The organism is Ulvibacter antarcticus (genome assembly GCF_003688405.1).
Taxonomy (GTDB): Bacteria; Bacteroidota; Bacteroidia; order Flavobacteriales; family Flavobacteriaceae; genus Ulvibacter; species Ulvibacter antarcticus.
In genome coordinates this window covers 398,375-411,344 of record NZ_REFC01000013.1, presented here as the reverse complement: position 1 = coordinate 411,344, position 12,970 = coordinate 398,375, and the positions used below count along the sequence as shown (strand labels likewise).

At 36.4% G+C, this 12,970-nt stretch carries 10 protein-coding genes; 5 read left to right on the top strand and 5 right to left on the bottom strand.

Features of this window, described 5'->3' with window-relative positions; genetic code table 11:
• Positions 1-5: 5 nt before the first annotated feature.
• Both BXY75_RS10770 and BXY75_RS10765 read right to left on the bottom strand, forming a co-directional pair.
• Entirely contained in the window at positions 6-647 is a 642-nt protein-coding gene (locus BXY75_RS10770; RefSeq protein ID WP_245962960.1) for a CPBP family intramembrane glutamic endopeptidase, read from the bottom strand.
• On the bottom strand, positions 644-1,105 hold the full coding sequence (locus BXY75_RS10765; RefSeq protein ID WP_121907755.1) for an Lrp/AsnC family transcriptional regulator: 462 nt from the start codon (positions 1,103-1,105) through the stop codon (positions 644-646). Before BXY75_RS10765 ends, BXY75_RS10770 begins: the two co-directional genes overlap by 4 nt.
• 210 nt (positions 1,106-1,315) lie before the next feature.
• On the opposite strand from BXY75_RS10765, the gene BXY75_RS10760 reads away from it, so the two are divergent.
• Positions 1,316-2,539, top strand: a complete 1,224-nt coding sequence (locus BXY75_RS10760; RefSeq protein WP_121907754.1) for an aminotransferase class I/II-fold pyridoxal phosphate-dependent enzyme — start codon at positions 1,316-1,318, stop codon at positions 2,537-2,539.
• 87 nt (positions 2,540-2,626) lie between these two features.
• On the opposite strand, the gene BXY75_RS10755 is transcribed toward BXY75_RS10760, so the two are convergent.
• The 3 genes from BXY75_RS10755 to BXY75_RS10745 all read right to left on the bottom strand — a co-directional run bounded on the left by BXY75_RS10755 (position 2,627) and on the right by BXY75_RS10745 (position 9,257).
• Positions 2,627-4,138, bottom strand: a complete 1,512-nt coding sequence (locus BXY75_RS10755; RefSeq protein WP_121907753.1) for a hypothetical protein — start codon at positions 4,136-4,138, stop codon at positions 2,627-2,629.
• A 280-nt stretch (positions 4,139-4,418) separates the two neighbouring features.
• Positions 4,419-8,051: a family 10 glycosylhydrolase gene (locus BXY75_RS10750; protein ID WP_121907752.1), complete on the bottom strand. Its 3,633-nt coding sequence runs from the start codon at positions 8,049-8,051 to the stop codon at positions 4,419-4,421.
• Positions 8,052-8,156: 105 nt separating this feature from the next.
• On the bottom strand, positions 8,157-9,257 hold the full coding sequence (locus tag BXY75_RS10745; protein WP_121907751.1) for a hypothetical protein: 1,101 nt from the start codon (positions 9,255-9,257) through the stop codon (positions 8,157-8,159).
• A 245-nt stretch (positions 9,258-9,502) separates the two neighbouring features.
• Here BXY75_RS10745 and nhaC point away from each other — a divergent pair, with 245 nt between their 5' ends.
• From nhaC to BXY75_RS10725, 4 genes are all read left to right on the top strand, one after another.
• On the top strand, positions 9,503-11,017 hold the full coding sequence (gene nhaC, locus BXY75_RS10740) for a Na+/H+ antiporter NhaC (RefSeq protein ID WP_394347374.1): 1,515 nt from the start codon (positions 9,503-9,505) through the stop codon (positions 11,015-11,017).
• A gap of 146 nt (positions 11,018-11,163) precedes the next feature.
• Positions 11,164-11,808, top strand: a complete 645-nt coding sequence (locus tag BXY75_RS10735) for a peroxiredoxin (RefSeq protein ID WP_121907750.1) — start codon at positions 11,164-11,166, stop codon at positions 11,806-11,808.
• Between the two features lie 298 nt (positions 11,809-12,106).
• The gene (tpx, locus tag BXY75_RS10730; protein WP_121907749.1) at positions 12,107-12,607 is read left to right on the top strand and encodes a thiol peroxidase; all 501 of its coding nucleotides are present in this window, start codon (positions 12,107-12,109) and stop codon (positions 12,605-12,607) included.
• Complete coding sequence (locus BXY75_RS10725) at positions 12,607-12,966, top strand: diacylglycerol kinase (RefSeq protein ID WP_121907748.1); 360 nt, start codon at positions 12,607-12,609, stop codon at positions 12,964-12,966. The genes tpx and BXY75_RS10725 overlap by 1 nt, the downstream gene beginning before the upstream one ends.
• Positions 12,967-12,970 lie beyond the last annotated feature (4 nt).

Here is a 12,970-nt window from a genome sequence, read left to right as displayed (position 1 = left end):
AAATTTTAAGAAACATCCATACCAGGAAAGGCTAACATCTCCCCCATGCCCACTGTGAACAACCAGTTACCGTAAATCGCATGTTCAATACTTACCAAAGTAGTAGAACGGAATTTTAAATAACTAAAGGCAAATAAAAGTCCTCCTAAAAAAGTAATGATCGTTACAAGAGCGTTCCTAAAAAATGTATGTGCTAATGAAAAAACTATCGCATTTATAAAAATTAATAAGGATTTACTTTTAATCAAGGATGTGTATCGCTGCATAAAAAAGGTGCGATAAATAATTTCTTGAGGCCAAACCGATAAAAGAGAATAGAATAGAACTATAAGCAGAAAAAATGAAAAGTGATGTATTGGTGCATAAAAAAGCTTTTCAGGAGCTCTTATATAAACAAAAACGCTTGTTAGAAGAATAATTATTGAAAAAGTTATGAGTATCCGTTTCCAGAATTCTCTCCATGGAATACCGCTTTTTACTTTGAATGAAATTCGCTCGACTTTTTTCAGGACCCAGATAATATATCCAAATCCTATGACTGCCAATATCGCTTTTATTACAAATGGATAGTGTAAAGCAAAACTAATAGGCATCACCACGAATAGAAGAAAAAATTCCGCAAGTCGGTAAGTTATACTCCTCATCATTTTATTGTAATTGTGGTTGTGTTTTTGACTTCACTTATTGTAAATGAACTTTGAGTGCTTCCTATATGTTGGATGGTAGTAAGCTTCGTGACCATAAAATTACGGAAATGCTTCATATCTTCTACCAAAACCTTCAGCAAATAATCATATTCGCCACTTACATGGAAGCATTCTAAAACCTCCTCTAATTTAGTTACTTCAGTTTCAAATTTTGTAAGATACTCCTTTGAATGCTGCGCTAATTTTATCTGACAAAAAACGATAAGGCCTAAACCTATTTTATCTTTATTGAGCAGTGAGACATATTTATCAATAATACCATCGCGCTCCAATTTTTTTATTCGTTCATATACTGCAGTGACTGAAAGGTTAAGCTTGGAAGAAAGTTCTTTATTCGTTTGCTTACAATCCTGTTGTAAATACTTAAGAATCTGTTTGTCGGTTTGGTCCAAGCGCATGATGAGAAAATTTTTCAGAAATATATAAAAATCCGAACTTTAAAAAGATATATTTTCTATATTATTTGCCTTAAATAGATTTATATTTCAAATAAATGAATTAACATTGATAAATAGTCTATAATTATTGATATTTGATCGATTCTTATCGGAGTTAATTCTGAAAGAATTCAAAAGGAATTTATAATCATCAATATACACTAAGGGCTTATGAAAGATTTTAAACCGGCTAATAAAATTCAGGATTTACAGTATTTCGGAGAATTTGGAGGCGTTAATCCTTCAATTTCTGATTCTTCCACATATACTTTTTTATCGGCCAAGACCATGTTCGATACGTTTGAAGGAAATGCGGACGGGTGTTATCTTTACTCGAGGCATACTACACCTTCTAACCTCTATCTTGGAGAAGCATTAGCAGCAATGGAAGGTACCGAAACTGCCAATGTTGCCGCCAGTGGAATGGGTGCTATTACACCTACAATTCTACAATTTTGTGAAGCAGGAGATCATATTGTTTCCAGCAGAACGATTTACGGAGGTACCTATGCTTTTTTAAAGAATTTTACACCTCGTTTAGGGATTGAGACTACATTTGTCGACGTCACAAAATTAGATGTGGTTGAGGCTGCTATTACCGAAAAGACCAAAATTATCTTCTGTGAATGTGTTAGCAATCCGTTACTCGAAATTGCAGATATCGAAGGTTTGGCAAAAATCGCTAAGAAACATGGTATACCACTTCTTGTTGACAATACCTTCTCCCCATTGACCATATCCCCTATCCAATTGGGCGCCGATGTAGTGATGCACAGTTTAACTAAATTTATCAACGGTAGCAGTGATACTATGGGTGGTGTTGTATGTGGTTCACAAGAATTAATTGACTCACTTCGGAATGTAAATGATGGTGCTAGTATGTTATTAGGTGCTTCTATGGATAGCCTGCGTGCTGCTTCTATTCTGAAAAACATGAGAACGCTTCACATTAGAATGAAGCAACATAGCTATAATGCTTTATTTTTGGCTGAAAAGTTTGAAGCGGATGGTTTAAAAACCGTATATCCCGGTTTAAAATCACATCCCGGACATGAGTTGTACAAGCGCATGATGAATGAGCAATACGGTTTCGGTGGAATGTTAACGATCGACGTAGGAGGAATTGACAAAGCAAATGAGCTTATGGAACTGATGCAAGAGCGTAATCTTGGGTATCTGGCTGTAAGTCTAGGTTTTTATAAGACATTATTTAGTGCTCCAGGTTCTTCAACTTCTTCTGAAATACCTGAAGAGGAACAAAAAGAGATGGGACTAAGCGACGGATTGATACGTTTCTCAATTGGCTTGGATGCAGATATAGAACGTACTTACCAAATGATGCGTGCTTGTATGGAAGAATTACAGATTCTTGAAGGAGATAAAAGTCTTGTGTAAGAAGGAACTATTTCGAATAAAAAAAGCCATGATCGTTATAATCATGGCTTTTTTATTTGACAAACGTATCTCAAGTTTGGATTTTTTTTATTTATCTGAAATTAATTTCTGAACGATTGCTTTTAACGCCTCAACTTCTTGTTTTAAGTCTTCGATGGAGTTTTCCTGATCTTTTATTTTTTCGTTTAGGGTCACAATATATAGAAACTGCTCTTCAATTTTTTCTAGATTTTTAACAGATGTCTCAGTGATATTGAGTTCAAAGTTATTGTTCGCAACCGCTTCATAGGATTTAACTCCTGGAAGATGACCATTAGCTTTCACAAACTTTTCAGCATTTTCCAAATCAGTAAATTTATAATCTGAATTTATTTCCGAAGAACCAGTGTAAAAATCTTCAAACACATAATCAGGATAGGTCGTTGTATTTGATATAAATGAATTTGCCCGTACGCTCCCACTTGTAATTACCCTTGTAACGGAGTTATTTCCCAATACCATTTCATTGGCATTATTTGAAACTGCGCCATTTCCAATCGCAGTTGCATTAGTTGCACTTGCGGTCGCGTTATTACCAATGGCAACAGCATTCGTTTGACTCGCTGTAGCGTCTTTTCCAATTGCAACGACCCTATTGGCCCCACCTCTTGCGCCATTTCCTATTATAACAGTCTCAATCTCTGTACCTACAACTACATCTGCAGCGTAGCCCAAAACACTGTTATTATTTCCTGTAGTTATACTTTCGCCAGCAAAACTACCTAATGCTACATTATTATCACCAATATTGTTGCGAAGTGACTTTCTTCCAACAGCAGTATTACTTTGTCCAGCTGCATTTACTTTTAAGGCGTCCTGCCCTACAGCCGTATTGTCATTACCGATTGTATTATATCTAAGTGCATCATCTCCTAATGCTGTATTTTGTTCACCAATAGTATTAGTTTGCAAAGCTTCCGAACCAAGGGCAGTGTTATAACTACCAGTTGTATTTTCTATCATCACGAACGCGCCTACCGCAGTATTATCTCTACCCGAAGTAGATTGTTTTGCTGCTTGGTATCCAATATAAACATTATGATCTGCCAGTGTATTAGCGGGGTCATAATTTTCACCTGCTTCGTAACCTATTAATACCGATTCACCATCTGCTTGCAATTCAAACTGTCCAAGTTCGGTTAATCGTCCTATCAATTTGTTGTTGACTTTGAAGTCTACTTCCTCTGCATTTGTTGTTCCCAAAAAGTGAACACCGCTTGTGGTATTAGAATTACCATCAATCTCCCAGCCTGGTTTATTTAAGATAGGAACCCACTCACCACTTACTCCCTTATTCTTATCCCAAAAGTGGAAACCAGGTATATAAGTACCAGAGGCTGTTGATAGGTAAATCAACATAGAATGTTGAGCGTCTGTTGGATTAATAGCGGGTAATGCTTGCAAACGCGGAATTAATATTCCATCAGTATTTGAAGGTGTTGCGAAATTTGATGCAACAATATCTAAACTAGATTTAGGATTTGCTATTCCAATTCCAACTTGCGCATTGACGGAAAGACATATTATAAGAAAGAAAAATAAGTAGGCATTATTTGTCATATCAATAGATTAGGGTATACAAAAATAACAGTTATGTTTTATTTTCCTACAAATTCAAGTTGTATTGTTATTTTTTTCGATAATAAGCAAATATTAACGATGTAAGTAACTTTTTTCCTACAAAATTCGTATTGAATAATACTTGTTGTTTAATGTAAAAGGCCGTCTAGTATTTCTAGACGACCTTTTAAGTAGTGTATTTATTTGGTGTGAAAAATTCTTCTTTTCATCTTCAAATTATATCAGAAGATTATTTGAAATGATTTCTTTCTGAAACTAGTTATTTTTTAATTATTCTTTTGGTTACAGCACCATCATAGGTGTTGATCTTCAAAAAGTAAATGGCCGATTCAAATGAAGACATATCTAATTGATAGTCTTTTTCCGAAGAAAACTTCGTTCTACTTATCATTCTGCCACTAAGATCATATACCTCAATCGAATCAACCACATTATTTGGCGAAACAATATTTACTATATTCTCTGTTGGATTTGGATAGATAGAAACAGCATCCTGTACCGAAACATTAGTATCGAGCACTAATGACTCAAACAAAAGCGTAAAACGGTTGTCGAACGTTCCTGCATCCGATGTGAACACATAATGTCCCGTCTTTATATTGGTAATCATATTGGTATAATGATCAATTAAATAGACATCAGCATTTTCAATATTTAAACCTTCAACGTCTGCTACTGCAATTGTATATGGTATGCCCGCATCTGCTTCAATTAGTGTTGAGAATCCCATTGGAATAGTAATACCGGAATCAAAAATTTCTCTTCCCTGAATACCTAATTGTTCCGATCCATCTTGCAAATGAGAGTATAATGAAACAACGGTTCCTAATTTCATGGTATCATATCCAGCGTCTATTTCTGAGCTGGCGTTTTCAGAAAATGAAACTCCTGTAGTACTTCCCAATCCATAAACGTTTTCTCGTACTTCAATCCAAATTTTATCAGCATCGCTTACCTTTCTTAATGTTGTATTCCCGGAAGTTAAACGTAAAGCATTATTAAACATCACATTTCCAGCTGCATTGGCTTTAATCCCAAAACCTTGCCCAGTTGAAATGATACCATTTGGAGTTGTACCTCCGGTAGCTGCTGGTATTCCCATACCTAGATTTCTAGTAGAAATGTCGTCCATATTAAAATTCTCACCTAAAGGTCCAGGAACACCCGATGCCGGGGTTGTATTATGTTCCCAAAAATATATTTCATCAATTAGAGAATTTGTACTAATCAATATATCTGCATCGATCGCACTGGCGTAAGGATTGGATATGATATTAGGACTATCTTCTTTATCGTCGCCGAAAAAAGCCGAATAAGTAATCACCCCATTGTTTAAGGTTCCTTGATTGAATTGATAGTCGTAAGTACCATTATTTGTATATGACGGACGAACTAAATAACCCTCACCAGAGATGAGCGGTCCTGACAAAACTGTCCAATCATTACTCTCCTGATCGTGGAAATTCACTCCTACCACAGGTGGTGTACCTACATAAGGATTGAAATTGGCAGTGGTATGATTTAGAACTTGGTATGCTGAACTTCCTGCGCCATTCATGTCTGTAAAGACGCTGTTATCTTCGGAAGTCATCGGACTACCCATAAGCATAAAATCTCTAGCAACTAAAGATGGTGTAGTCACATTTACGTTTATTGTACCGTTATTAATAACAACAGCAGCATCATCAATTTGCACCACATTTCCTTGGTGCGCTACATTTAAAATACCATCCACTGTAATGTCACCTTCAACTTTAAGGTAATGATTCGCTTCCACTGTCATTGTTGATGTGGCGGCAACTTCACAGGCACATACTTCAATACTACCTTGATTTGTACTATAACTACTGCTAAATTTAGCTAATGATCCTTTATGAGGGAATCCATTAGACCAGCTTGAAGTAATATACTCTGTAATCTCACTTTCTACAGTCACATTTGCACTAGCCGATGCCGAGTTTCCGTTTTTGTCCACTACGGTAAGCATAACAACTTGGACTCCAACATCTGAGCACGTAAAAGAAGCAATATCAATACTCATGGTTTCAATAGCACAATTATCATTCGAGCCGTTATTGATATCACTTGCAGTAATACTAGTAATTGCTCCAGTTAGTGTAACTGAAATATTTTGTGTTATCACATTAGGTGCTGTCGTATCTTCAATAATCACGTTTTGCGATTGAGTAAAAGTCTCACCACCGCCTAAATTATAACTCCATGTGATAACGGTAGTACTTTCAATTGGAAAAGTAGCCGAAGTTGTTCCAGTCCTTGAACTAGAACAATTTTTTAAAATAGATGGTGCAGTTATACTTGTTACTGAACAAGCTGCAGTTATATCCTTTAGGGGGAAAATGCAGAAATCACCTGCTTCATTATTATTTTTATCTAATGAAGTGACCACAATAAATTTATTGTCTATTTGCGATTGTGAAAGTGCCAGTTCATTACCAGCAACTATGTCTAGTATTTTTGCACCATTGTTCTTATTGTTTGTAGCGTCGGAAGCATTATTAAAAGCATAAACTACATATTTTTGAGGTAAATCTCCATCTGAAGCCACAGCGGGTGTATCCCACATAACTTTTAAATCGCCAAATCGAATATTATCTGGTTTCAGAGCACAAACAGCATCCTTTCCAGCTCCTGTAATTGGAGCCACAAATGATTTGTATTGAAACTGAGTCCCATTTAAAGCATCATTAATTCCGTGTAAGTTTGAACCAATTTCATTGTATCTGTAAGCAATTTGTCCAAAGGTAGCATCCATGGACGCTTCTCTATTCTCATCAACTTGATCTTGAGCCTCAGATGCTGGCCAAGAACCTCCGTTAATCTTATAGTATGCCTGACTTACATAAACTTGGGTGTTATATAAATCTGCTTGATCATTCCACCATTGTGAAAGTATATCATAATCTTGTCCACCTCCAAATGCCCAATACAATTGTGGTGCAATATAATCTACTTTTCCAGCTTGCATCCAGGCAATAGGATCACAATATAATGCACTATAGGCTGAACTACCAACAATACCGGGAGGCGTTCCAGACTTCCAGATACCCGCCGGGCTTACCCCAAATACTACGTTTTTATTATTATTTGAGTTAATAGTTTGTATCGCGTCGTATACAGAACCTATCATTTCGTTTACATTATCTCTTCTCCAATCATTAATGTTAGAAATATTAGTTGGGTTATAATCTATATAAGTTTGAGCATCTTGATTGTTTCCCATTCCTCCACTTGGATAAAAATAATCATCAAAATGAATCCCATCTACATTGTAACGTGTTGCGATATCTTCAACAACTGAAACTATATAATCTTCAACCGCTGGAATACCAGGGTTTACAATTTTTAAATTCGCATTATTTGAAGCCGTAAAAATCCAATCTGGATGTTCATTAGTGACGTGATCAGGAGAAGACACATCTACTCCTCTTTTTGCTCTATACGGATTTAACCATGCGTGTAATTCTAAGCCTCTACTGTGTGATTCGTTGATAGCAAATTCCAACGGATCCCACAATGGAGATGGTGCAGTTCCTTGTGCTCCAGTTAGCCAGTATGACCAAGGATCGATTGTTGAAGCATAAAGTGCATCGCTCTCTGGTCTAACCTGTAAGAAAACAGCGTTATAACCGTTTAAAACTATTTTATCCAAAATGGTAATCAACTCTGCTCGCTGTACTGCTGGAGTAGCAAATCGATTGGTTGGCCAAGAGATACTTACTACGGAAGGTATAAAAACACCTCTCATTTCTTTCTTTGGGTGAGCAGCATTAGTCTCTGCACCAGTAACACATTGTGCTTTAGTTTGATCTGGTTTCAAAAAAGAAAACGCAAAAAAAGCGAGTAATAATAGGCTTGAGTATTGTAGTTTCATTATAGTAGGTTGTTAAAAATCGGGGGTTATTTTTAATAGTGGATTAAAAAATATATCCATTGAGAGTTTTGGGGCAAATAATCTGCTATCGGGGTGTTATAGCACTTAAAAAGAAGTATCTAACTGGACTCTACCCCAGCTATTAGTTGCGTAACAAACGTATAAATAACGTGAGCCTCCATGGCTTGCAACTCTAATTTCTCCTTGTACACCGCTAGCATTATCACTTGTAGGTCTACCGGCAGATGAATTTGCGATTCCGTTAATTATCGTCCTAGTTGTTGCTGTGGATATACCACCAAGAGAGGTACCTGCAGCGCCTCCTAAGACCAATTGATTACTATTTGTTCTAACTGGCAATTGAGCATTTGCACCAATTGCAATATTGTTATTACCAACATTATCTATCGCATCACCAACCGATGTCTCTGCCATTGATGATCTACCAATCGCTACATTGTATGATCCAGTACCATTATATCTTAATGCATTAAAACCAATGGCCGCGTTATCGTGACCAGTTGAATTCCATTTTGCAGATTCTTGACCAATTGCCATGTTGTTGTATCCAGAAATGTTGAAGTGCATTGAATATCTACCCATTGCAGTATTTTGATAACCAGTTGTATTATCGGTCAATACTCCAGAGCCTATAGCTGTGTTTCTGTGCCCGGAAGTAGTACTAAATAAGTTAGTATGACCTATAGCGGTATTATGGGGACCCGTGACAGTCAAAGGATTTACAGTATTATAACCTAAACTAGTTATATCGGAACCAATCACACCTGATTGTATATTATTACGTTTAAACATTAAATCAACATCATTTCTAGTACCTACAAAATTCGTAGCGGCATTTGTATTAGAATTTCCGGCAATTTTCCAGTCTTCAGATTGGGGAGCAATAATTACCCATTTTGTTCCATTAAAATAGTAATAAGCAATTTGGGTAACATCAATGGTTTGACCTGCCGGCGCAGTATCTGCGGCAGTAACATAAACGATTGCTGCAGTTTCTGTTGCTGTATAGGTCTTAGCTCTTAATTGAACTCCAGTTAGTCTTGGGGCAATAATACCATCCAACTGACTGCTATTTGTAGGTTGTCCTACAATATCTAAAGTGGTTTTGGGCGTTGCAGTTCCAATACCAACTTGAGCTTGTATCGTGATGCACATAAATAGAAAAAATGGGGCTAAAATTTTCATTTGTTAAGTTTTAGGTAATTATTCAAAATTATACAAGTATCATGTTTATTTACTTCCACTATACGTTATATAATTCATCCTAAGATGCAAACGTAAGAATTATTTATATAATATATAGATTAAATGTATAATATTTACGACATAATACACTATTTGGTTTTATTTGTAGGAATTGTATCGTCACATCTTTACCTTAATCTAATTTGCAAGACAGTTCACAAAATCGTAACATTACAATTAGAAAAATTTCCACTATGCAAAGCGAAGACATTAAACCACGTGAACCCCAAGATGAACATATTGTGGAGAATAAAGAGTTAAACATTTGGGAAGCACTCATTCCTGTATTTGCGTTAATAATCATGCTCTTTTACAACGTATTTTTTGCCTTTGGAGACGATGCTTTAAGTGGAAGTAATCAGTTTATTTTATTAATGGGTGGAGCCGTTGCTGCCGTCGTTGGAATATTCAATAAAGTTAGCTTCGAACAAATGATGGAAGAGGTTGCCGAAAACATTAAATCGACTTCCGGCGCACTTTTAATCTTATTAATGGTAGGAGCACTAGCTGGAACCTGGCTTATAAGTGGTATTATCCCTACTATGGTCTATTATGGATTACAAATTCTTAATCCCACGATTTTTCTTGCATCCTGCGTAATTATTTGTGCCATCATCTCGGTGGCAACTGGAAGTAGTTGGACTACGTCAGCCACTGTGGGAATTGCATTAATTGGAATATCTGATGCCCTTGGTATTTCATTGGGTATGACAGCTGGAGCCGTTTTATCCGGTGCTTATTTTGGAGATAAAATATCACCCTTAAGCGACACTACAAACCTCGCTCCTGCCATGGCCGGAACTGATCTTTTTACACATATCAAATATATGTTGTACACCACTGTTCCTACAATTACAGTTACATTAATCGTTTTTATAATTATTGGATTAAACCTTGATACATCAGGTGCTGCAGACACAAGTGAAATATTGGCAGCTGTGGATTCGTCTATCAATATTAGTCCGTGGCTATTTATAGTCCCTGCCGTTGTTATTTTTTTAATCATTAAAAAAACACCCCCATTAATTGCATTACTTATTGGTACGCTATTAGGTGGCTTGGCGGCACTTATCTTTCAGCCAGAGTTAGTGGCTCAATTAGGCGGAGGCAAATCCCTTGATTTCCTTTCAGGGTACAGAGGCATCATGAATGCGATTACAGTAGATACAGCTATTCCTACAGAAAATGCAGCACTAAAAGATCTCTTTTCAGCCGGAGGAATGTCTGGAATGTTAGGTACTATTTGGCTCATTGTCTGCGCCATGGTTTTTGGTGGAATCATGGATGGTATTGGTGCTTTGGCTACAATAAGTAAGGCGCTTCTAAAAATGTTTCACACCACCTTTGGATTATTTGCCAGTACCGTTGCAAGTTGTTTGGCCTTAAATTTAACAGCAAGTGACCAATATCTAGCGATCGTTGTTCCTGGAAAAATGTATGCGAAGGCGTTCAGAGAAAAAGGACTAGCTCCTGAAAACTTGAGTCGGACATTAGAGGATTCGGGTACTGTTACTTCTGTACTAATTCCTTGGAACACCTGTGGTGCTTATCAGAGTGGCGTGCTGGGTGTTTCTGTGGCAGATTATTTTGTATATGCTATTTTCAATTGGTTAAGCCCGTTTACGACTTTGTTATTCGCAGCTTTCAGAATTAAAATTCGTATGCTATCAGCGCCCAAAGAGGCGTCAGTAAAAACATAATCCTCATCTTACTTAAGGATAAAAATCAAACTATTTATTCTATCTATCAGTGCATAAATTTTAGGAATTATTTGGCTTGTTAATACTGCTTCTTGTGTGTATTTTTGCACTCTGAAAGCAAGTACTAATATTAAAATTTATAAGCTATGGCATTCGTAGGAAAAAAATTCCCAAATTTAGCAGTAGACGCTACAAATACAACAGGCGTAACTCAAAAAATAAACATACTAGAAGAAGCACAGACTAAAGGTAAAAAAGTGATTCTTTTCTGGTATCCTAAAGATTTCACCTTTGTATGTCCTACTGAGTTGCATGCTTTCCAAGCTGCAATGGCAGAATTTGAAAAAAGAAATACAATTGTAATCGGTGCATCTTGTGATACACCTGAAGTACATTTTGCCTGGTTAAATACTCCAAAAAATAATGGTGGTATCGAAGGTGTTACTTACCCTCTTGTTGCAGATTCTAATAGAAATCTATCTTCTCAATTAGGTATTTTAGATATCACAAATGAACGATACGACGAAGAAACCGGAAATGTTTTAGTCGATGGTGACAACGTAACTTACCGTGCAACCTACCTTATAGATGAAGAAGGTACCGTGTTCCATGAAAGCATAAATCATATGCCATTAGGAAGAAACGTTGCAGAATTCCTTAGACTTATCGATGCTTATTCTCACGTTCAGAAGAATGGTGAAGTTTGTCCGGCAAATTGGCAAGAAGGTTCGCAAGCTATGAATGCTGACAGAGCGGGTGTAGCTGAATATCTATCACAAAGTCTTAATTAATCATAGATCCGAAAAAACGGAGCTGATTAAAAATAAATTGCTATTGACTAACCCTCTCTCACTTTTGAAGGAGGGTTTTTTAATGCGCATTAGGATGCTTTCTTAAGTTATATCGCTCATAATATTCCTTTTGGTTCCGCTTTAAATTTTAATTTTTGCGTTGTTTATTAACGAAGAATTCATTCTGTAGTTGAGATATGATGCTAAACCGTTATTCCTTCCGAAGAAAATGCTTAAAAAATTTCAGTTTATACCGTTAAGAATTGCTAATTTTAATGTCTAATTCAACTCAGAAAAAATGGCAGCTATCACTTTGGGAGGAAATCCCGCTAACACCCTAGGAACACTTCTCTCAAAAGGTTCAACCGCTTCAGATTTCAAATTAACGACAACAGACATGGCTTCAAAATCTCTGTCTGATTATTCAGGTCAACGTAAAATTTTAAATATCTTCCCAAGTGTTGACACAGGTATTTGTGCAGCATCAGCGAGAAAATTCAATGCAGAAGCTTCAAAACTGAATAATACGAAGATTCTTTGTATTTCTCGTGACCTACCCTTTGCTCAAAAACGTTTTTGTGCTTCGGAAGGACTTGAAAATGTAGAAATGTTATCTGATTATAAAGATGGTAGCTTCGGAAAAAATTATCAGCTAACAATTACAGACGGTGCTTTTGAAGGATTACACTCTCGTGTGATTATGGTCCTGGATGAAAATAACAAGGTATTATATACAGAACAAGTGCCAGAAATTGGTCAAGAACCAGATTATGAAAGTGCTTTAAATATCCTTAAATAATGTGGGATACCTTTCTCGGAAAACGATTAAAAGGTGCAAAATACGCGATTAAAGGTGCCTACCTTTTAATAAGGAATGAGGCTAGCATTCAGGTACAAGTGTTCATCGCAATTGTGATGACCATCGCCGGATTCTATTTCGAAATTTCAAAAACCGAATGGATATTTCAAATTTTAGCTATTGGTCTTGTTTTAAGTGTTGAAGGTTTAAATACGGCGGCCGAAGAGATTGCTAATTTTGTACATCCAGATTTTCATAGTAAAATTGGTTATATCAAAGATGTGGCGGCTGGAGCCGTATTCTTCGCCGCAATAACTGCAGTGATTATAGGATGTATTATCTATATCCCAAAATTTTGAGAAA